The 20,766-nt window shown below is 52.3% G+C and carries 18 protein-coding genes and 1 riboswitch; of the genes, 12 read left to right on the top strand and 6 right to left on the bottom strand.

The genetic code is table 11. The annotated features are described in order from the left end of the window. Positions 1 to 6: 6 nt before the first annotated feature. Positions 7 to 927, top strand: a complete 921-nt coding sequence (locus tag OEY64_09195) for a hypothetical protein (protein ID MDH5543124.1) — start codon at positions 7 to 9, stop codon at positions 925 to 927. A 230-nt stretch (positions 928 to 1,157) separates the two neighbouring features. Continuing rightward, entirely contained in the window at positions 1,158 to 1,481 is a 324-nt protein-coding gene (flgM, locus tag OEY64_09190) for a flagellar biosynthesis anti-sigma factor FlgM (GenBank protein ID MDH5543123.1), read from the top strand. A 146-nt stretch (positions 1,482 to 1,627) separates the two neighbouring features. Here flgM and OEY64_09185 read toward each other — a convergent pair whose 3' ends face one another. The 6 genes from OEY64_09185 to OEY64_09160 all read right to left on the bottom strand — a co-directional run bounded on the left by OEY64_09185 (position 1,628) and on the right by OEY64_09160 (position 6,041). Beyond that, positions 1,628 to 2,995, bottom strand: coding sequence for a thiamine phosphate synthase (locus tag OEY64_09185; GenBank protein MDH5543122.1), 1,368 nt, complete (start codon positions 2,993 to 2,995; stop codon positions 1,628 to 1,630). A 10-nt stretch (positions 2,996 to 3,005) separates the two neighbouring features. After that, positions 3,006 to 3,221: a sulfur carrier protein ThiS gene (gene thiS, locus OEY64_09180; protein ID MDH5543121.1), complete on the bottom strand. Its 216-nt coding sequence runs from the start codon at positions 3,219 to 3,221 to the stop codon at positions 3,006 to 3,008. Further along, positions 3,218 to 4,345: a radical SAM protein gene (locus OEY64_09175; protein MDH5543120.1), complete on the bottom strand. Its 1,128-nt coding sequence runs from the start codon at positions 4,343 to 4,345 to the stop codon at positions 3,218 to 3,220. The genes thiS and OEY64_09175 overlap by 4 nt, the downstream gene beginning before the upstream one ends. Before the next feature lie 7 nt (positions 4,346 to 4,352). Then, on the bottom strand, positions 4,353 to 5,114 hold the full coding sequence (locus tag OEY64_09170) for a thiazole synthase (GenBank protein ID MDH5543119.1): 762 nt from the start codon (positions 5,112 to 5,114) through the stop codon (positions 4,353 to 4,355). After that, positions 5,107 to 5,256, bottom strand: coding sequence for a hypothetical protein (locus OEY64_09165; GenBank protein ID MDH5543118.1), 150 nt, complete (start codon positions 5,254 to 5,256; stop codon positions 5,107 to 5,109). The genes OEY64_09170 and OEY64_09165 overlap by 8 nt, the downstream gene beginning before the upstream one ends. Continuing rightward, positions 5,246 to 5,353, bottom strand: a riboswitch (TPP riboswitch). It overlaps the preceding gene by 11 nt. A 130-nt stretch (positions 5,354 to 5,483) precedes the next feature. After that, positions 5,484 to 6,041 (bottom strand): hypothetical protein, encoded by a 558-nt coding sequence (locus OEY64_09160; protein ID MDH5543117.1) that lies wholly within the window; start codon positions 6,039 to 6,041, stop codon positions 5,484 to 5,486. A 309-nt stretch (positions 6,042 to 6,350) separates the two neighbouring features. On the opposite strand from OEY64_09160, the gene OEY64_09155 reads away from it, so the two are divergent. The 10 genes from OEY64_09155 (at position 6,351) to trpE (ending at position 20,669) form a co-directional block, all read left to right on the top strand. Further along, entirely contained in the window at positions 6,351 to 7,496 is a 1,146-nt protein-coding gene (locus OEY64_09155) for an alanine--glyoxylate aminotransferase family protein (protein ID MDH5543116.1), read from the top strand. A gap of 2 nt (positions 7,497 to 7,498) precedes the next feature. Beyond that, a complete protein-coding gene (gene serA, locus OEY64_09150) occupies positions 7,499 to 9,091 on the top strand; it encodes a phosphoglycerate dehydrogenase (protein ID MDH5543115.1) in 1,593 nt (530 codons plus the stop codon). Further along, on the top strand, positions 9,088 to 10,362 hold the full coding sequence (gene hisZ, locus OEY64_09145) for an ATP phosphoribosyltransferase regulatory subunit (GenBank protein ID MDH5543114.1): 1,275 nt from the start codon (positions 9,088 to 9,090) through the stop codon (positions 10,360 to 10,362). Before serA ends, hisZ begins: the two co-directional genes overlap by 4 nt. Position 10,363: 1 nt before the next feature. Next, entirely contained in the window at positions 10,364 to 11,638 is a 1,275-nt protein-coding gene (locus OEY64_09140) for an adenylosuccinate synthase (protein ID MDH5543113.1), read from the top strand. Positions 11,639 to 11,771: 133 nt separating this feature from the next. Beyond that, positions 11,772 to 13,157 carry a YchF/TatD family DNA exonuclease gene (locus OEY64_09135; GenBank protein MDH5543112.1) on the top strand — a complete coding sequence of 462 codons (1,386 nt, stop codon included), beginning with the start codon at positions 11,772 to 11,774 and terminating at the stop codon, positions 13,155 to 13,157. 25 nt (positions 13,158 to 13,182) lie between these two features. After that, complete coding sequence (gene lpxB / locus OEY64_09130) at positions 13,183 to 14,415, top strand: lipid-A-disaccharide synthase (GenBank protein ID MDH5543111.1); 1,233 nt, start codon at positions 13,183 to 13,185, stop codon at positions 14,413 to 14,415. Between the two features lie 35 nt (positions 14,416 to 14,450). Then, the gene (locus OEY64_09125) at positions 14,451 to 15,233 is read left to right on the top strand and encodes an undecaprenyl-diphosphate phosphatase (protein MDH5543110.1); all 783 of its coding nucleotides are present in this window, start codon (positions 14,451 to 14,453) and stop codon (positions 15,231 to 15,233) included. A 308-nt stretch (positions 15,234 to 15,541) separates the two neighbouring features. Further along, positions 15,542 to 18,379 carry an excinuclease ABC subunit UvrA gene (uvrA, locus tag OEY64_09120; GenBank protein MDH5543109.1) on the top strand — a complete coding sequence of 946 codons (2,838 nt, stop codon included), beginning with the start codon at positions 15,542 to 15,544 and terminating at the stop codon, positions 18,377 to 18,379. Next, the gene (gene truA, locus OEY64_09115; protein ID MDH5543108.1) at positions 18,379 to 19,197 is read left to right on the top strand and encodes a tRNA pseudouridine(38-40) synthase TruA; all 819 of its coding nucleotides are present in this window, start codon (positions 18,379 to 18,381) and stop codon (positions 19,195 to 19,197) included. Before uvrA ends, truA begins: the two co-directional genes overlap by 1 nt. Next, complete coding sequence (trpE, locus tag OEY64_09110) at positions 19,194 to 20,669, top strand: anthranilate synthase component I (protein MDH5543107.1); 1,476 nt, start codon at positions 19,194 to 19,196, stop codon at positions 20,667 to 20,669. Before truA ends, trpE begins: the two co-directional genes overlap by 4 nt. Positions 20,670 to 20,766 lie beyond the last annotated feature (97 nt).

Here is a 20,766-nt window from a genome sequence, read left to right as displayed (position 1 = left end):
ACTCGAATGCCGGCCTTTGTTCTTGTTTTCATGTTTCTGCATTTATCCCCCTCGTACGCGGAGGTGACCGTTTCTGCCATGGTTGAGCCGGAGAGCGTCGAGATAGGGGATCGGATAATCTACATCATCACTATCGAGTCTGATGGCAATGAAGAGATAAAGCCTCTGGTTCGCCTCGGTCCGCACGGCCCCTTTGAGGCGCTCGATGTGAATGTGACGGGGGATCATCCAAAGTACACTTTGACATTCGTTCTGGCCCCGTTCGATACCGGAAGGCTCAAACTGCCGGAATATGTTTTCGAGTGGACCGTGAGCGGCGGCGAGACACAAAAGACGAAGGCGAACGACGTTTTCATAGATGTAAAACCGCTTGTCGCTGAGGGTGAGGGGGAGCCCGACCCGGACGTAATTGCGGGAATCGTTGAGCCGACACGGGATTGGAAGGTATACATAATTCCGCTATTGCTGGCGGCAGCGGGGGTGGCGGCGCTGTATCTGCTTTACAGAAAATGGGCGGCGCGGAGGCTTGAGCATCTTGAAAATAAAAAGAGGCTCACCCCTTTTGAACGGGTGGTAAAGGAGCTGGAACGGCTGAGAGCGGAGAACCTCTACGCCAAAGGGATGATAAAGGAACATTTTTCCGGCGTATCCGAGGCGATAAGGCTTTATATAGAAGAAGAGTACGGGGTGCAGTCAATGGAGTACACCACCTGGGAGCTCTCCCGTAATTTTCCGCCGGAAATATCAGGCTATCGTGAGCTGATAATAGGGATGCTTGAAACATGCGATGGCGCAAAATTTGCCAAGATGGACCCTGGCGAAAGGGCCGCCATTGAACTGCTGGAATCGGGACTTCGATTTGCCAAGGAGACCGTTAAAAGCGGCGTGGAGATGAATGGGGTGGGGGAAAAAGGGGGAATCTCCTGAAAATGGAAAAAAAGCGCCCCGCACCTATCAAGTTTCACCCCCTCATTGCCGAAATAGCATGGGAGGAAAAGATATCCAGGTAAAGTATTTTACAATGGCTATAAAAACCAATAGGTTATGTATAAAGAAAGTGGTAAAGTATTTTTGCGGATATGCCGAGAAGTTAAATAGAGGGTGGACCCCCTCGGTAGAACAGGACGGGCATTTTAGCTTAGTTTAGGAGGTTTGAAATGAAGATATTGGGCGGTGATTCCGGTTCCTTTAAAAAGGACAGGATAAGCGGGCCAGGCAAATCCGAAAAGGCGGGACAGGCGTCCTCTTCGGCTTCAAAAAGCTCCGAATCGTCCTCAGCCACGTCTGGTGAAAAGGTTCTTGTCTCAGAATTGGGCAAGGAAGTCGCCAGGATCAGCGAGCAGGTAAAGAAAGCTCCTGATATCAGAGTTGAGAAGGTTCAGGAACTGAAGTCGCAGATAGATGATGGCACCTATAAGGTTCCGAGCGACAAGATTGCCGGCAAGATAATTGACGATATTCTGAACCAGGGCAAGAGATAAGAAACACGTTTCCCAGACTCTTGCCCTGCTTCAGCTGTTGTCAGCGTAACTTCAGATTTGAGGATACCGATTCGCGATGAGGCTCTCCTCTTGCGTACTAGGAATCCACTTCATCCAGAATTCAACCACGGATATTTCAAAACCAGCTAACTCCTGTTAATCGCTCTTTTCCACTCTTCAACCCTCTCTTCAGGATCTTCCGATTGAGTGACGTCCCTTACCACCGAAATAAGATCCGGTTTGCAGGGAAGTATTTCACCCGCTTTATCCAGCGTGATCCCCCCTATCGCCACGAGCGGATAGTCGAAAAGTTTTCGCCAGAGCTTGAGCACCTCTGTCCCCTGCGGCGGGAAATCCATAGATTTCAGTTTTGTGAAATAGACAGGGCCAAGCGCGATGTATGAAGGGCGGTGCCGGTGCGCTATCGCCGCTTCAAAATAGCAGTGCGTGCTGAGACCGAGCCTTGTTCCGGCGTTCCATATTTCATTCATGTCGGCCGATGTTAAATCCTCCATACCGAGATGAACTCCGTAGGCACGATGTTTAATCGCGAGTTCCCAAAAATCATTTATGAAAAGCCGCACCCCCTTCTCCCATGCAAGTGCGACAGATTTCTGAATTTCGCTTTCAAGTTCATCTCCTTTAAGATTTTTTATCCTCAGCTGAATAGTCTTGATACCGAGCGGGAGGAGCCGTTTTATCCATTCATAACTGTCGACTATCGGATAGAGTTCGGGCCTATCGTTCCCCAGGCCGGGGAAGTGGTGAAGTTCCGGTTCGGTTTGAAAGGAATCCGATATCCATGGAAAATCGGCAGGCTCCACCGGGAACGTACTTGAGCGGGAAAAAGATCCACCAAGTCTGATACGGCTCTGCGAAACAGCTCTTGCCATTACCAGGGAATCAGCCATTCCAAGGCCGGATGAGAGCCCCCCGGCTATCACAGCGGAAAGCGCGTTGCTCTTGCCGGTTTGTGAAGCGTCGCTTATCCGGTTTGAGGCGATAATAAAACTTTTTCCGCCGCCGCAATAAAGATCTTCGCAATACTTCGGGGAAGAGCCGGCATTTTTTATCAGTACCCCCTTTGCGCCGGACTCGATAAAGAAATTCGCCGACGATTCGGCATCCCCTATGGTGGCGATACTCCTTCCGGCTACTCTCTCCGTCTCGCCCTTTCCGATTATCAGAAGTTTGATGTACGGAAGCATCTCCGCAAGACGGCCGGCATCCGCATCTTCCGCGAAACCATCTGCAACTTCCCCGATAACGATATTGCGCCCGGCTCCAAAACATTTCTTAAAGGTCTTTACAAATTCATCGTCCGCATTCATCTGAACTTTGAAAACATCTCTGGCATCACACTGCGTTATAGTTTGTGGCAATTCCGGGAAGGGGCTATTTTCATATGCGACTTCAATAGACTTGAGAATTTCCGATTCCGCCACCGGATTGCCGGAGCCTGCGGAAAAGACCTTCGGGGCGCTGTTTGGCTCTTTTACATTGGGATGGATCATTTCGGGTGCGTCACCCGCCGGCCATCATGGTTACTATCTCCATGACATCCCCTTCCTTTATCCTCGTTTCGGAGTAGAGGCTCCTGTCGAGCGGTTCCCGGTTGTACTCTATGAAGACCGACTTTTCGGGGAGCCCCATGCTTCCAAGGAGTTCAAGGAGCGTAAGATCATTTTCAAACACCCTCTCCTCTCCATTGATCCTTACTTTCACCTTGCCGGCTTTCATATTCTGTTCAGCTCCATCTCCCAATCCTTGAAATGCACGTCGTATCCCATCCTTTTCAGAGCCGCGGTCATTTCATCCAGCGTCCTGCCGTCGTGAACGGTAAATTGTTCCAGTTCTCCGTTTTCCCCCTCTATATATCCCCCCGGTTGTGTCTTCGATTCCACGCTAAGGTGTGTGGCGCAGATCCTCGACATCCCATCGCGGAAAGCGGGGGTCTCCCGCGTGGAGAGGTTTATTGAAACTTCGGGGAATGCGAGCCGGAAGGCCATCAGCATCGTCGCGTAACTTTTATCTTTCACCCTTTCGAAACTCCCTCTCACTCCGTACGCCTGCGTCAGTCGAGGGAAGGAGACGGAAAATTCTATATCCCTGTACTCTTTCTTCAAAAATGAGAGATGGCTGTATAGCGCGAGCGCTTCGAACCTGTAATCGTGGAGTCCAGCCAGAAATCCGAGAGTTGCCTGTTTGAATCCCGCTTCTATCGCCCTCCCTATCCCCTGCAGACGAAGGTCGAAATCCTTTTTCAATCCCCCGGTGTGGATCTTTCCGTAGGTTTCCCTGTGGTATGTCTCCTGGTAAAGGACAAAGCTTTGAGCCCCGGCCTTTGCCAGCATCTTTGCGGACTCTCCGTCAAGGGCCCCAAGCTCCACCGCGATAGAGTGGAACCCTCTGTCGCGCGCCGCTTTCACGCACTCGGCAAGATACTCCCTGTTGCTGAAATCTTTCAGTTCTCCGGAAACAAGGAGTATGTTCCTGAAACCTTTCGCGTAGATGGTCTTCAGCTCGTTGTGGACTTCTTCGATCTTGAGGGTAACTCTCTTCACGCGGTTATCGATGCTGAAACCGCAGTATGTACAGCTGTTATGGCAGGCGTTCGAGAGGTATAGCGGGATGTAGAGCCCCTTCACGAGGCCGAAGCGCATATTTGTTATCTCCCTCGCACGCTGAGCGAGCTTCTCGAAGAATTCGGGATCCCCGTCATCCTTCTTTAAGATGGAGGCGAAATCGTCGATGAAGAGGTGCTCCTTGCCGAGCGCTTCATACGGTCTTGACGCATTGGATCGGCGCGCGAGAATTTCTTCCAGCTCATTTTCGTTCAAAGAGAATCGTTTCTTAAGTTCCATTGCGGGCTTAGCTCTCCAGGAAACCTGTCAGCGGGCTTGAGGCCTCCCCCTTATCTTTTTCATCTCCCAGTCCAGATTCGTGGGCGGTTCGCCCAGCCTCTACAGCCTGTTTAAAGGCTTTTGCCATCTCGACAGGATTTCGTGCGATGGCGATAGCCGTGTTTACCAGAACGGCGTCAGCCCCCAGCTCCATTGCGTAAGCCGCGTCGGAAGGTTTTCCTATCCCCGCGTCGACCACTACCGGTATCTTGCAGATGTCGATGATTATCTTTATCATCTCTACCGTTTTCAGCCCCTTGTTCGTTCCGATAGGGGAACCGAGCGGCATGACCGTCGCGCATCCAGCCTCTTCGAGGTGGCGCGCCAGCATCGGGTCGGCATTTATATATGGGAGTACCACGAAGCCTTCCTTTACGAGCTGTTCCGCCGCCTTGAGCGTTTCCACCGGATCGGGGAGGAGGTATACCGGGTCGGATATCACTTCGAGCTTCACCCAGTTTGTCCCCGCCGCCATTTTGCATATCCTCGCGATCCGCACCGCCTCGTCGGCGTTACGCGCGCCGGATGTGTTCGGCAGGAGGTTCACACCTTTTGGGATGTAATCCACTATCCCTTTCTTTCCGCTGTTCAGTTCCACCCTCCTTAAGGCAACGGTGGCAAGCTCGCATTCGGAGGCGGCTATCGCGTCGCGCATCACCTCGTTGGAGGCGAATTTGCCTGTTCCCATGAAGAGGCGCGAATTGAATTTTTTACCGGCTATCTCAAGCATCCGTGATGTCTCCCTTTCGTGTTGTGTACGGCGCGATTGCGATGTCGATACAGGTTGAAACGGAAGAACCACCCCTGCGTCCCGTTTTTTTAAGGTTTACAGTGGAGGGGATAACTCCGTATACATCGAAATGGCAAAACATAAAATCTCCTTTCGCTAGAATTACCCAGTTCAAGTTCTAAGGGTTTTCCGAAAGCTATCGGAATCTCAGCTCAGGCAGAGCACCCCTGATTACTCAAATCGTCGGCGGGAACAGTTTCCATCCCCGCGCCCGTTTACGTCTACTATTATCGCCAAATGGAAAAAGTAATCAATGGGGATAGCGGGAAACGACGGGAAGATAATCTCCCATTCTCCCTAATTGAGGGATCATCTCCGCGGAGCAGGCTTTTTCAGATACGGATTGGCGGTGAAATAATCTTCCATGAAATATTCAAGAAGCTTTTTGAGCCGCCAGTCTACCTCTCTTGGAAATGATTTTGTAACCGGCTCGCGGTAGGAGCCTATCTTCCAGACGGTCCCTTCGCGCAGGTCGTATTCGGTAGATATGGTCGAGATGTTGTAGACATTTATATCTATGAGGTAGGCCGGTTCCGATTTGCCGTCGCCGCCGGCATCGAGAACAATATTGACGGTTATCCTTGCCAAAGGCTCTTTCTTGTCGTCCTTGACGATCTCAATCCCGCCGGAGGAGAGAATCTTCTCAGCATCTTCCTTGACCCTGTATGGGGTAAGTTTTCCGTTCTGCTGAAAATCGGGAACCTTTACCGTAAACCTGTTTGGGAGACCCAGAAGGCGTTCCTGTTTTATTGAGAGGGTCATTCGCGCATCGGCTATTGACGAGAGCGCCATAACCGACATCGCGCAGAAAAAGGCGACTACCGCCAGCGCGCCTGTCAGTTCGAGCAGATCATATTTACGAAGCATTACTGAAATTCTAATACCCTGAGGGCCATACACAAAATGGTTTTATTTCCCTCTTCCGGATGGTCGCTCTCAGAGGGGCTTAAACGGTGGTGCGGGTATGAATACCCGCTGATAACCAGCAGATTTGTTAGCTCCCCGTTTTCAGCTCGAAAAATGGAGATGGCGGAATTCATTATTTAGCTGAATTACTGGCAAAATCCCGAAATTTTGCCTATAATCCGTCGTTTCGGAATTTGTTTATTATGCTTTCAATTTGGCGGTACGAAACAACTGAACAACAAATTTTTTCTGTGTAGGAGAGACTAGAACATGTTGAAAAGCTACCTTCTTTCACCAGGACCGACACCTGTACCTGAAAGAGTATTGCTCGCGATGGCTCAGCCGATTATTCACCACAGGACGCCTCAGTTCTCAGCGGTTTTCGCCGATACTGCCGAACGTCTAAAAAAGGTTTTCCATACAAAGCAGGATGTCCTCATCCTCGCCTCCTCCGGCACCGGCGCGATGGAAGCGGCGGTTACGAATTCTTTCTCGGTTGGCGAGAAGGTGCTCGTTGTGAACGGCGGAAAGTTCGGCGAGCGCTGGGGCAAAATTGCCGAAGCGTACGGTTTGAAAGTTGTCTGGCTCAATATTGAATGGGGCAAAGCTGTCACGGCGGAGGCCGTTAAAGCGGAGCTCGACAAGGATAAGGAGATCAAAGGCGTTCTCATGCAGGCGACGGAATCCTCCACTACGGTGAAATACCCGGTGAAGGAGATAGCGGAAGTAACCAAGACCAGAGACATCCTCCTCGTTGTCGACGGTATTACAGGCGTCGGTGTATTCGATATTCCGATGGATGACTGGGGCGTTGATATCCTGATATCGGGTTCGCAGAAGGCTTTCATGCTCCCACCCGGTCTGGCGTTCATCGCTCTCAGCGACAGGGCGTGGAAAAAGGTGGACGGGGCGAAGAACAACAAGTTCTATTTCGACCTCAAAAAAGAGAGAAAAAACCTGGCAGACAAGACGACCGCCTACACACCGGCGGTTTCGCTCATCAACGGCCTGCAGGAAGTGCTGAATATGTTCGACGAAATAGGGCTCGACAACTGGTACAAAAGGACGGCTCTTCTGGCAAAGGCCGCTCAGGCGGGTACAGCCGCTCTCGGCCTTAAGATGGTCACCGACTCCCCTTCGGAGGCTAAGACCGGCGTGTTCCTCCCCGAAGGTGTGGACGGAAACAAGCTCGTAAAGGTTCTGCGCGACAAGGTGGGGATCACATTCGCCGGGGGGCAGGACCAGTGGAAAGGGAAGATCATAAGGATCGCCCAGCTCGGATATATCGGCGAGTTCGACATCGTTATTGCGCTTTCATCCATCGAGATGGGTCTCTCCAGGTTTGGAGCAAAGGTGGAGATGGGCAAAGGGGTAGCGGCCGTACAGGAAGTTCTTAAGAACTCATTTGAGGTTTGACGATGGCAAATAAATTCAAGGTTCTTGTAAGCGACGATCTTTCAGACGCGGGGCTGGATATACTCCGTTCGTCCGGTTCTATCGACCTGGATGTGAAGGTAGGTTTGAAACCCGACGAGCTGAAGAAGATAATTTCCGCGTACAACGGAATTGTCATACGGAGCGCGACGAAATTAAAGGCCGACATCCTGGAAGCCGCAACGAACCTGAAGGTCGTGGCGAGGGCGGGAGCAGGGGTTGATAACGTTGACATACCTTTTGCGTCCAGAAAAGGGATAGCGGTTGAGAATACTCCCGGCGGCAACACGGTCACCACAGGGGAGCACTCCTTCGCGCTTCTTATCTCGATGGCAAGGAACATCCCGCAGGGGACGTCGGGTATCAAGAACGGCGAATGGAACAGAAAACTGATAGGTGTCGAACTCATGGGGAAGACGCTCGGCCTCGTGGGGCTTGGCCGTGTAGGCTCCGTAGTAGTGAGTTGCGCTATCGGATTCAAGATGAGGTGCCTCGCTTTTGATCCCTTCATCAGCAAGGAGAAGGCCGCGGAGCTTGGCGTGGAGCTTGTCGACCTTGAGGATATCTGGAAGGAGTCCGATTTCATATCGGTTCACACTCCGCTTACCGAAAAGACCAAACATATGATCTCCGCCGCCGAGTTCGGCAAGATGAAGAAGGGCGTGCGGATAGTGAACTGCGCGCGAGGCGGGATCATCAACGAGGACGCCCTTTGCGACGCGCTTGATTCCGGTCAGGTGGCGGGAGCCGCGCTTGACGTTTTTGAAAAGGAGCCGCCAGACAAGGAGAGCAGACTGGTAAAGCATCCGAACGTGATCTGCACACCTCACCTTGGCGCAAGCACCGAAGAGGCGCAGGAGAATGTCGCGCTCGCGGCGGCCAGACAGATGGTTGCCTATGCCGAGACCGGGGCCATCCTGAACGCGGTAAACGTTCCTGCGGTCGATCCCGAAACTCTTAAAAGAGTACAGCCGTATCTCACTCTCGCGGAAAAGATGGGGAGCCTCCTTGCCCAGATAACCGATGAAGGGGTAAAGGAGATTGAAATCGCGTCAAGCGGAGAGATTGCCGACGTTGATCAGAAACCGCTAATTAATTCGGTGCTTAAAGGCTTCCTCTCTGTAATTCTTGGGGAAGAGGTTAATTACGTGAGCGCGCCGTTCTTCGCGGAAGAGAGAGGGATCGTGGTAAAGACTTCCGCCAGCCACACGGCCCATGATTTCATAGGGCTATTTTATGTGAAGGTTGTTACCGACGGCGGCGAGCAGGCGATTTCGGGAACCCTCTTCGGGCACAAGGAGTCGCGCATCGTGAATATCAACGGCGTATATATAGAAGCTATACCGGAGGGGAATATCCTCGCGTTTACGAATATAGACAAGCCGGGCGTTATCGGCGCTATTGGAGCATACCTCGGGAAGAAGGGGATAAATATCGGGCAGTTCAGGCTCGGCAGAACGGCGCCGCTCGCAAAAGCGATGAGCCTTGTGAATATTGATTCCCCCTTGACGCAGGAAGATATCGAAGAGATAAAGAAGCTTGAGCATATCGAAAACGCCTGGATGATAAAACTTTGAAGCTGAACCCGACTGCCATACCTCCCGGTACGCGCACGTACCTGTTCGAGGAGGCGTCGTACAAGCGTTTCATTGAAGACGCGATACATATAGTTTTAAGGTCGCGGGGATTTCAGGAGATAGTCACTCCGCCATTTGAATATCATGAGTCGGCCATCGTCGGCCTGAACGAGGATGAGCGCAACCGGCTGATAAGATTTACAGAGGCAGATTCGGGCCGGATAATCGCGCTCAGGGCGGACGTTACTTCACAGGTGGCGCGGTCTGCCGCAACGCATCTTTCGTCAAGGCCGCTCCCTCTTCGTCTCTGCTATAGCGGTATGGTCTTCAGGCGCGCCCGCAAGGGGCAGGGGGAGCAGTACGTTTTCAATCAGAGTGGATTCGAGATAATCGGGTCGTCCGGCTACGAGACCGATACGGAAACGATACTCTCTCTTACCGATGTGCTGTGGGAAACGGGATTCAGCAAGTTTTCCATTTCGCTCGGCCACGCCGGATTCATAGCGTCGTTCCTCGAAGGGTTCAGCGAAGCAGACGCGGAAAAGATAAAAAGGTCGCTTGGCAAAAAGGATAAAACCGAGCTTGAAAAGATCCTCGCTTCCCTTTCGGTCGAAAAGGGGAGAAGCGAAAGGATAGTCGCGCTTGCTTCGCTTTTTGGAAACGGTGATGTGCTGACAAAGGCTGAAGGGATAGCTGTAACGGAGGGGTCGAAAAAAGCGCTTTACAATCTGAAAAGCGTCTACGCGAAACTTGAGGAAGCTGGTCTTGCGGAAATGGTGACGATAGATCTGGGCGAGATGAGAGGTTTCGGTTATTACACCGGCATCAATATCGAAGTCTTTTCCCCGTCCGGGATATCCGTCGGGCATGGCGGTCGTTACGATAATCTTGTGAAGCGGTTCGGCGCGGATCTTCCGGCGGTCGGCTTCGCCTTCGACATAGATTCACTTATAGAAGCCGCAAGGGCGGAATCGCTTCTTCCGGAATGGCGCGGGTCGGATATACTTGTTCTCGCGGATGGAGACGAAGCGGAGGACGCGGTTTTCGATTTGAGGGAGTCAGGTGCGAATGTGACAGTGCCGTTTGGCGAAATGAAAAAGGATGAAGGGAAGGAGTATGCTAGGAGAATGAATATCCCGCTTATTCTTCTCCCCGGTAAAGGCGAAGGTGAATTCAACGTCCTTGATGTAAACAGCGGCAAGGAACAAAAAGTTGCAGGGGATGAACTTGTAAAATATCTCGTTTCCATGAACATAGTAGAGGATTTATAAAATGACTGTAGCCGTACTTGTGGGAATGCAATGGGGTGATGAAGGGAAGGGTAAGATCGTCGATCTTCTAAGCGAAGATCAGGACCTGATAGCCCGATACCAGGGGGGCGCGAACGCCGGACATACAGTCGTTATAAACGGCAAGCAGTTCATTCTGCATCTGGTGCCGTCCGGCATACTGAGGGAAGGCAAGGTTTGTGTAATAGGACCCGGTGTTGTAGTCGACCCGACGGCCCTACTTGATGAAATAGAGGATCTGGAAAACGCGGGCATCGACGTAAAGGGGAGGCTCTTTATCTCACCCAGGGCGCACTGCATTCTTCCTGTTAACAAGGAGGTCGACCGCGCCAACGAAAGCAGGAAATCGCAGAAGAAGATAGGGACCACCGGAAAAGGCATCGGGCCGACCTATTCCGACAAATCGAACCGCATCGGGATACCCCTATACTACTTCCAGGACAGGGAGAGAGTGGAGAGCGCGGTAGCTTCGCTCATCGAACGCAAAAACGTAATAATCAAGCATCAGTTCGGCGGGAATACGACTACGCAAAAAGAGGTTGTCGACTACATCATGGAAGTTGCGCCGAGGATAAAGCCGTATGTGGGCGATACAAAGCAGGTGATCTGGGAGGCGATAGCATCCGGCAAGAGAGTGCTTTGTGAAGGTGCGCAGGGGACGATGCTTGACATCGATCACGGCACATATCCTTTCGTTACCTCTTCAAACACGGTGTCCGGCGGGGCATGCACGGGGCTTGGCATTCCGCCCAAAAAGATCGATCGCGTGATAGGCGTAATAAAGGCGTATACGACGCGAGTCGGGGAAGGCCCGTTCCCAACCGAATTGAAGGATGATATCGGGGCGCTCCTCCAGGGAGAGGGCGCGGAGTTTGGTGCGACCACAGGACGCCCGAGGCGTTGCGGATGGTTCGACGCCGTTGTCGCGAGATACGCTGTCGATGTGAACGGCGTTGACGAAATAGTTCTTACAAAACTCGATGTGCTCGACAAGCTTGAAAAGATAAAAGTATGCGTTGCCTATGAGGTGAACGGTAAAAGGATCGAAAGGCTGACCGATAACATAAATACCCTTGAAGGGGTGAAACCGGTTTACGAGGAGAGAGACGGCTGGAAATCCAAAACGGCGGGAGCTACTGAAGTCGGCCAACTGCCGGAGAAGGCAAAAGCATATATCAAGTTTCTGGAAAAGGTTTCAGGCGCGAAGATCACACTGGTGTCCACGGGCCCGGACAGGGATGCCACGGTCAAGCTGTAAAGATCCGGTTTCGCTTCCCGTTCCACGGCGCTGTTTTTGCTTCCGCGGAATTATTCTCTTTAGAAGTTATGATTTACACTAATACCTTATGAAATTGTTTTCACGCCATGAACCGGCTGTAGAGAGGTAGGATATGTTTGCGGATTCCCACGCGCACCTTAATCACGCTGATTACGACGGCGATATCGAACAAGTCGCGGAAAAATTGGGCGGGGAAAATTTCCTTGTTCTAAATGTAGCCTACGATCTCGGCTCGGGTGAAAAGGCGATTAGCCTGGCGCATCGGTACGGTTTCATGAAGGCTTCGGTCGGCGTTCATCCCCACGACGCGGAAAGCTTCACCGAAGCGGATTTGAAAAGGCTTAACGAACTTGCGAAGGACAGGAACGTTGTTGCCATTGGTGAAACCGGTCTTGATTTTTTCAGGAACAGATCGCCCAGGGAGGCGCAGATAAATGCGTTGATACAGCATCTGAAGACAGCCAATGAGAACGGCAAACCGGTTATCATCCACTGCAGGGACGCATTTGAAGAGATAGTTCCGATATTGAAGGAGCATTTCAATCCGGAGTTCGGCGGTGTTCTCCACTGTTTTTCCGAAGGGAAGGAAGAGGCTATGCGCGGCATTGATATGGGTTTCTTCATTTCGTTTGCGGGGAACATCACATACAAGAAGGCCGACAAACTGCGGGAAGCGGCGATCGCGGTAACTCCCGAGCGCCTTCTCATCGAGACCGACGCCCCATATCTCGCGCCTCAGTCGATAAGAGGGAAAAGGAACGAACCTTTGTTCATAAAGGAAACTGCAAAATTCCTTGCCGAATTGCGCGGAGTAACAACGGCGGATATTGCCAGGCTTACCATGACGAATTACAGAAAGCTCTTCCTCGGCGTTGAAAGGCCGGAGCAGGCCGAAATAGTCTACTGGATAAGGGATTCACTCTATGTGAATGTAACGCGTGGATGCACGAACAACTGCACCTTCTGCAATCGCGAGGAGGCCCCGCTGGTGCAGGGTCATTTTCTCGGATTGGACAAGGATCCGGAATTTGATGAGATAATAAACGCTATCGGTGATTCAAGGCCGTCCGAGCTGGTCTTTTGCGGTTTTGGCGAGCCTACCATGAGGCTTGAGCTTGTAAAGAAGGTCGCTTCGTGGGCAAAGGGGAAAAATCTTAAAACGAGGTTGAACACGAACGGACATGGTAATCTGATTAACGGCAGGGACATTGTGCCGGAGCTTGCAGGGTTGATTGATGTTGCGTCGGTTTCGCTAAACGCGCAGGACGGCGAGACATACAACAGGATGTGCAAACCGTCGTTTCCCGAGGGGAGCTTTGAAGCGGTTATTGATTTTATAAAAAGGTGCCGAGACATTTTGCCCGATACGGTTGCCACGGCGATAGGATTGCCGGAGGATAACAGGGAAGGTTTTGATCTGGAGGAAACCAGAAAGCTGGCCGAAGGGCTTGGCGTAAGGTTTCGGGTGCGGCTTTATAACATGGTCGGCCAGGGCTGATTTTCAAGGAGAGATTAAAGGGTAGATGAGATATTTTATTTCCGCCGCCGAAGAGTCGGGTGAGATCTACGGCGCGCGCCTCGTCAAAGAGATAAAGGCGATCGACGCCGACGCGGAATTCGAAGGGGTTGGCGGCGACAGAATGAAGGCCGCCGGCGTAAAGATCCTCTATCACTCGAAGGACCTTGCGGCGATAGGTCTTATAGACATTCTGAAAAAGATATTTTTTTTCAAAAAGGTTCTGGGAGATATAGGCAACAGGCTGAAGTCGGCCCGCTTCGACGCGGTGATCGTTATCGACGCGCCTGAACTCAATTTCCGCGTAGGCAAAATGGCGCACAAGGCAGGCATTCCGGTTTTCTACTATGTCTGTCCCCAGCTCTGGGCGTGGCGCAGTTACAGGGTGAATTCGGTGAAAAAATGGGTAGATACCATGCTGGTCATCTTTCCTTTCGAGGAAGCCTTTTACAGGAATCGGGGGGTGAACGTAAAGTTCATAGGCCATCCGCTCCTCGATGAAATTTCGCTCGATTTCAACAGGGAGTCGGTGAGGAACGATCTGATGCCCCCAAATACCAGAAAACTGGTCGGCCTTCTCCCGGGTAGCAGAAATTCAGAGATAAGATCCATCCTTGTTCCGCTCATCGAAACCGCCGATATCATTCATGTGAAAAGGCCCGATATAGGTTTTGCAGTGCCTGTCGCGCCGCATATCTCAAGGCACGCCATACTGGAAGTTGCCGGAGGGCGGGAGTATATAAAGATTATAAACGGCGGATCGCACAAGGTGATGGCGGGGTCGGATTTCCTTATCACGAAATCTGGTACATCCACTCTTGAGGCGGCGATATTCGGTATTCCGATGATAATAGTTTACCGCTCCTCCTTTCTCTCCTACTGGCTCCCCAGGATACTGGCAAATGTGAATTTCGCAGGACTGCCGAATCTTATAGCGGGGAGGGAGATTGCTACGGAATACCTGCAGGGCTCTTTCAAGCCGGAGGCGGTAGCGCGTGAAGCGCTCGATATCCTGTCGAACCAGATAAGGCTCGAGGAGAAGGGAAAAGAGATGAACATGGTGCGCAAGAGCCTCGGTTCGTCCGGCGCCGCAGAGAGGGCGGCGGAATATATCATTAAAAAACTTGGCGAGATACTTATCCGGAAAGAGGAAGACGGTTCGGATGAACTGGAGAATCTCGGAATGATCGATAAAATAGATACGTCCGGCAAATCCGGCGATATAGAATTGATAGATTAAAAAGGGACAAATATATTTCATACATTGATGCGATAATTCTCGGCGTTTTACAGGGCCTCACTGAATTCCTTCCGGTAAGCAGTTCGGGCCATCTTGTGCTGATGCAGTCGTACCTCGGCCTTGAAGAGCCGATGGTATTTTTCGATATCCTTCTGCACGTCGGAACGGTTGCCGCAGTGGTTGTCGTCTACCGCGATGATCTCTGGCGGATGGCAGTTCAATCGTTCGACGCGCTGAAAAAGGGGTTCCGGAATCTCGACCAACTTCCGGAGGCGCGCACCGTCGTGATGATAGTCGTAGCGAATATCCCCACGGCTGTCATGGGTCTCGCCCTCGAAGATTATTTCGAACGTCTTTTCGCCTCCCCCTTTTCGGTCGGCTGTTTCCTTATCGTTACCGGGATAATCCTCTTCGCCACGCGCAACAGCGGAAAAGGGGAGAAGAGGGACAGCGCCATGACGGTAAGGGACGCGGTGATAATAGGGATAGCCCAGGGCTTTGCCATCACGCCCGGTATATCCCGTTCCGGCATGACGATAGCCGTCGCGCTCCTTCTTGGGATCGAACGCGCCTCCGCGGCGAGATTTTCGTTTCTCCTCTCCATCCCCGCGATACTAGGCGCGGTTGTTTTGAAGTCGAGACATATAGACCAGCTGGACGGCGACCTGGCCGTATACATGTCGGGGGCGGTCGTCTCCTTCGTTGTCGGGATATTCGCGCTCAAGTGGCTTATCGAATGGGTGCGCCGCGGAAAACTTTCATGGTTTTCATGGTATGTCTGGCTCGTCGGCGCAGTCGCGATAGTCTCATATTTTTAGAATTTTAAACCGCCGGTTCCCCAAGGTAGCAGAGGCCACTCTTGCCTGTGTGACGGCTGAAGGCCGTCGCAAAAAATTGGCTATCCGAAAGCGGTATTGTCGAATCTGAAAAATATGCATTAAAAGAGTATTATCTCAATAACGTAATTCAGTCTAATGTATTTGTCTCAAAATATTTCTTAAAATATACAGAACTGGCAGAAGGTTTTTCATAGCGATACTTTTGAATTTCATCACGGTCTATTAAACTGTCAGGAATAGGCGTATCTTTTTCAACAATCGATAAAATCAGGTAATCTATAGCGCTAATGAAAAAAGGAACGATTCTTATAAAAGGCGCCCGCGAGCACAACCTCAAGAACATCGATCTGGAGCTTCCGCGCGACAAGCTGATAGTCTTTACAGGCATCTCCGGTTCGGGGAAATCTTCGCTCGCGTTCGATACCATCTACGCCGAAGGGCAGAGGCGCTATGTGGAGTCGCTCTCGGCCTACGCCCGCCAGTTCCTTGAGCAGATGGAAAAACCGGATGTCGACTTGATAGAAGGGTTATCCCCCGCCATCTCCATAGAACAGAAGACCACGAGCAAGAATCCCCGCTCCACGGTCGGCACGGTAACGGAGATCTACGATTACCTCCGCGTCCTCTTCGCACGCGTAGGGACGGTCCACTGCTACCAGTGCGGCAGGCCGATAGAGTCGCAGACCGTCTCGCAGATAGTCGACAGTCTGATGATGCTCGACGAAGGATCGAAGATACATGTCCTCGCACCTATCATCAAGGATCGCAAAGGGGAGTATAAAAAGGAGCTGGCAAACCTCCGCGCGAAAGGATACGTAAGGGCGCGCATCGACGGCGAGATGAGAGGGCTGGAGGAGGATATAGTCCTTAAAAAGACTTTCAAGCATACCATCGAGGTCGTCATAGACAGGCTTGTTGTGAAACCGGGGATAGAAAGGAGGCTCGCCGATTCGGTGGAGCTCGCGCTTGACCTTGGCGAGAAGTTCATGAGCGTCGTTGTAGGCGACGCGGGGAAGGAGCTGACGTTCAGCCAGAACTTCGCCTGCATCAAGTGCGGTATCTCATATCCGGTCGTTGAGCCGAGGATGTTCTCGTTCAACAATCCGAACGGCGCGTGCGAGAAGTGCCACGGTCTCGGCGTAGATAAAAAAGTGAGCGAAGATATGATAGTGCCGGATACCTCCCTGACACTTGCCGAAGGTGCGGTGGTGCCGTGGGCGAGCAAGACCGCGATTTATTACTGGAACATGCTTGAATCGCTGGCGGAGCATTATAAGTTCGACGCGAACACGACGCCGTTTTCAAAAATTCCGGCGAAGGCGCGCAAGACCATCCTCCACGGCTCGGAAGAGGAGACCTTCAAATTCAAGTATGCCAGCGAAGGGAAGACGAAGTACTGGGTCGGCAAGTTCGAAGGGGTGGTGCCGAATCTTCAAAGGCGTTACCTAGAAACCGATTCGGAGTGGATAAGGGACGACATCGAGAAATACATGCGGGTGGAGCCGTGCCCTGTCTGCAACGGCGCGCGATTGAGGCCCGAAGCGCTCGGCGTGAAGATCTGCGGAAAGAACATAATCGCCGTCACTGCCCTCTCCATCAAGGAGGCTGTTAAATATTTCGACACTCTCGACCTGACCGCGCAGCAGAAGCATATAGGCGAGCGGGTGATAAAGGAGATAAGGGAAAGGCTCGGCTTCATGCAGAATGTCGGGCTTGAGTATCTAACCCTCGACAGGGCGTCGGCGACGCTCTCCGGCGGCGAAGGGCAGAGGATAAGGCTTGCCACGCAGATAGGTTCCGCGCTTGTAGGTGTACTTTACATTCTCGACGAGCCGAGCATAGGGCTCCACCAGCGGGATAATGACAGACTACTCGAAACGCTTACGCGCCTTCGAGATATCGGCAACACTGTGATAGTGGTGGAGCATGACCGCGACACTATATCGGCATCGGACCATGTCGTAGATATCGGCCCCGGCGCCGGCGTGCATGGCGGGGAGATAGTGGCGCAAGGGACGCCGAAGGAGGTAATGGGGAACAAAAACTCCCTCACCGGTAAATATCTGTCGCACGATCTCTCCATTCCTGTGCCGAAACAGAGGAGGAGCGGAACGGGAAAGAAGCTCTCGATAATCGGCGCCGAACAGAACAATCTGAAAAAAATAAATGTCGATATTGAGCTCGGCAAATTCACATGCGTCACCGGCGTCTCCGGCTCGGGGAAGAGCACGCTGATAATAGACATCCTCTACAAATCTCTCGCGCGAGAGATTAACAGGAGCGGCATCATACCGGGTAAATTCAAATCTCTAAAAGGTGTTGAATTCCTCGACAAGGTGATAGATATAGACCAGTCCCCGATAGGGCGAACCCCCCGCTCCAATCCCGCAACTTATACCGGCCTCTTCACGCCGATAAGGGAGCTCTTCACGATGGTGCCGGAGAGCAGGAAGAGGGGTTACAAGGCGGGGCGATTCTCGTTCAACGTGCCGGGTGGGAGGTGCGAATCGTGCACCGGCGACGGAATAAAGAAGATAGAGATGCACTTTCTTCCAGATGTCTACGTCACCTGCGAAGTCTGCAAAGGGAAGCGTTTCAACAGGGAGACGCTCGACATACATTACAAGGGGAAGAACATTTCCGAAGTCTTGGACATGACCATCGAGGAGGCGATGCCGGTATTCGGTCCGGTGCCGACCGTAAACACAAAGCTTCAAACCCTCATGGATGTCGGCCTCGGCTACATCAAGCTTGGCCAGGCGGCGACCACCCTTTCCGGCGGGGAGGCGCAGAGGGTGAAGCTCTCGCGCGAACTGAGCAAGCGCGGAACCGGGAGCACCATTTACATACTCGACGAGCCGACTACCGGTCTTCACTTTCACGACATAAGAAAACTGCTGGAGGTGCTGAACCGCCTTGTAGACGGGGGGAATACACTTGTGGTTATCGAACATAACCTCGATGTGATAAAGACGGCGGACCACATAATAGACCTCGGACCCGAAGGTGGGGACGCAGGGGGGCACATTGTTGCGAAAGGAACGCCGGAAGAGGTGGCGAAAGTAAAGGGATCGTATACCGGCAAATATCTGTCGGCGGAACTCTCATCCGGCAGGCGAACATAGTGACGGAAGATACAGAGAACAATGCGCAGATCGACCCGCTGGAAAAACCGCGTAACCTGAAAATGATCGTCGAGTACGACGGAACGGAGTATTCCGGCTGGCAGACGCAGGAGGATAAGACCGGAGGGCCTACTCTTCAGCAGGTTCTTGAAAGATGTCTCTCAAGGCTCGCGGTGAAAAACGTCCGCATCAACTGCGCCGGGCGAACCGACGCGGGGGTGCACGCCCTTGGCCAGGTGTTCAACGTGATAGCGGCGTTCCGTTATGACAATAACCGTCTCCTCCATTCGCTGAACTCCATGTTGCCGAGGGATATAGCGATAAAATCTATCGAGGAGATGGAAAACGGGTTCCATCCGAGGCGGGATGCGCTATGGAAAAGATACCGGTATCAAATATATACTAATCCTGTCCCCTCTCCGCATCTAGCGCGCACTTCATGGTGGATGCCGGTGTCGATGGACGTCGCTCTGATGAACGAAGCGGCGAAGAAAATAGTCGGTGAACACAACTTCAGGTCGTTCATGGCGAGAGGGAGCACGGCAAAGAGTTTTGTAAGATCGGTTATTTCCTGTAATCTTAGCAGGAGCGAAAACGGGATGATAACCCTTGAAATAGTAGGGGAAGGATTTCTGAAGTACATGGTGAGAATAATCGCCGGAACGCTGGTAGAAGTCGGAAGGGGAAGGTTCAGGGTTGAGGATATGGAAAAGATAATCGAAGCAAGGGACAGAAGAAAGGCGGGGCCGACCGCGCCGCCTCGCGGGCTCTTCCTTGTCGAGGTCGGATACAGGCCGTTCGGAGAAACGCAATCGTGATAAAGCCGGAGAGGAACGAGTTTATAAAACTCTCCAAAAAGGGGAACCTCATCCCGGTATACAGGGAGATGTTCGCCGACCTCATCACCCCTGTCGGCGCGTTTTTAAAAATTGCAAAGGATTCCCGCTACGCCTATCTACTAGAATCGGTGGAGGGGGTGGAAAAGCTCGGACGCTACACCTTTCTCGGCGCAGATCCTTCGATAGTGATAGAGACCTCAGGCCGCAAAGGGAGGAAGACCACTCCGGCGGGGGTGGAGGAGTTCACGCTTGAAGGGGATCCCCTCGATGAAATAAAAAAGGTGATGTCTTCCTACAGGCCGGTAGGCGCGGAGGAGCTTCCGATATTCTTCGGGGGAGCAGTCGGATATATCGGCTACGATACCGTGCGCTTTTTCGAGAAGATCCCGGAACTTTCAAAGAAAGATACCGATATCCCCGACGTGACGATGATGATCGCCGATTCGCTCATCATCTTCGACAACGTGAAACAGAAGGTGAAAGTTGTCGTGAACGCGCATGTGGACGGCGACCCGGGGAAGGTTTACGACGAATCTGTCGAGAAAATAGAGAGGCTCGTATCGAAACTCGAATCGGAACAGTCGTTCAAGGCCGGCATCGGCGGCGCGGCGAAAGGCAAGACTGAATACGTTTCGAATACGGAGAAGGAGCGCTTTAAAAAATCGGTCGAAAAGTGCAAGCACTACATAAGGGAGGGGGATATCTTCCAGGTTGTCCTCGCGCAGAGGCTCTCCATTTCACTCAATGTTTCCGCGTTCGACGTCTACCGAGCGCTGAGGACTATCAATCCCTCGCCATACATGTACTACCTCCGTCTTGGCGGATGGGAGGTTGTAGGGGCGTCGCCGGAAACGCTTGTCCGCCTTGAGAACGGAAAGGTGACCGTAAGGCCGATAGCTGGTACCAGGCCGAGAGGGGATACGGAGAGGGAGGATATCGCGCTGGAAAAGGAACTCCTCGCCGACGAGAAGGAGCTGGCCGAACATATAATGCTTGTCGACCTCGGGAGAAACGACGTTGGACGTGTTTCGAAAGGTGGGGCGGTCAAGGTGACCGAGTTGAAAACGATAGAGCGGTATTCCCACGTGATGCACATTACATCGACGGTTGAAGGGGATATCGCTGATGGGAAGGACTGCTACGACGTGCTCCGGGCCACATTCCCGGCGGGGACACTCTCCGGCGCCCCGAAGATCAGGGCGATGGAGATCATCGATGAGCTGGAGCCGACCCGGCGCGGACTTTACGGAGGCGCGGTGGGTTATTTCGGCTATTCCGGGAATATGGATACCGCGATCGCGATAAGGACGCTAGCGGTAAAGGGGAAGACCGCTTATCTCGGCATTGGAGCGGGAATTGTCGCCGATTCCGACCCGGAGAAGGAGTGGGAAGAGACGATGAACAAAGGGCGCGCCCTGCTGAAGGCCGTCGAGGCCTCCAACCTTCCGTAGCCTGTTTTGGCAGAGGTATAAGGGGGTCTTTTCGCTCCGCGAATGATCCATGTCCCATCTCTTTTTTCGGTAAGTTGTTGTAAAGCATGTTACTTAT

Source organism: Nitrospinota bacterium, from assembly GCA_029881495.1.
Taxonomy (GTDB): Bacteria; Nitrospinota_A; UBA7883; order JACRGQ01; family JACRGQ01; genus JAOUMJ01.
Note: the sequence above shows the minus strand (reverse complement) of the source record. Positions and strands in the feature narration are given on the sequence as shown.

What these genes read in the sequence shown, in the direction of transcription:
- OEY64_09195 (MDH5543124.1), top strand. Translation starts at nt 7, where the DNA reads ATGCCGGCCTTTGTTCTTGTTTTCATGTTTCTGCATTTATCCCCCTCG.
- flgM (MDH5543123.1), top strand. Translation starts at nt 1,158, where the DNA reads ATGAAGATATTGGGCGGTGATTCCGGTTCCTTTAAAAAGGACAGGATA.
- OEY64_09185 (MDH5543122.1), bottom strand. Translation starts at nt 2,995, where the DNA reads ATGATCCATCCCAATGTAAAAGAGCCAAACAGCGCCCCGAAGGTCTTT.
- thiS (MDH5543121.1), bottom strand. Translation starts at nt 3,221, where the DNA reads ATGAAAGCCGGCAAGGTGAAAGTAAGGATCAATGGAGAGGAGAGGGTG.
- OEY64_09175 (MDH5543120.1), bottom strand. Translation starts at nt 4,345, where the DNA reads ATGGAACTTAAGAAACGATTCTCTTTGAACGAAAATGAGCTGGAAGAA.
- OEY64_09170 (MDH5543119.1), bottom strand. Translation starts at nt 5,114, where the DNA reads ATGCTTGAGATAGCCGGTAAAAAATTCAATTCGCGCCTCTTCATGGGA.
- OEY64_09165 (MDH5543118.1), bottom strand. Translation starts at nt 5,256, where the DNA reads ATGTTTTGCCATTTCGATGTATACGGAGTTATCCCCTCCACTGTAAAC.
- OEY64_09160 (MDH5543117.1), bottom strand. Translation starts at nt 6,041, where the DNA reads ATGCTTCGTAAATATGATCTGCTCGAACTGACAGGCGCGCTGGCGGTA.
- OEY64_09155 (MDH5543116.1), top strand. Translation starts at nt 6,351, where the DNA reads ATGTTGAAAAGCTACCTTCTTTCACCAGGACCGACACCTGTACCTGAA.
- serA (MDH5543115.1), top strand. Translation starts at nt 7,499, where the DNA reads ATGGCAAATAAATTCAAGGTTCTTGTAAGCGACGATCTTTCAGACGCG.
- OEY64_09140 (MDH5543113.1), top strand. Translation starts at nt 10,364, where the DNA reads ATGACTGTAGCCGTACTTGTGGGAATGCAATGGGGTGATGAAGGGAAG.
- OEY64_09135 (MDH5543112.1), top strand. Translation starts at nt 11,772, where the DNA reads ATGTTTGCGGATTCCCACGCGCACCTTAATCACGCTGATTACGACGGC.
- lpxB (MDH5543111.1), top strand. Translation starts at nt 13,183, where the DNA reads ATGAGATATTTTATTTCCGCCGCCGAAGAGTCGGGTGAGATCTACGGC.
- uvrA (MDH5543109.1), top strand. Translation starts at nt 15,542, where the DNA reads ATGAAAAAAGGAACGATTCTTATAAAAGGCGCCCGCGAGCACAACCTC.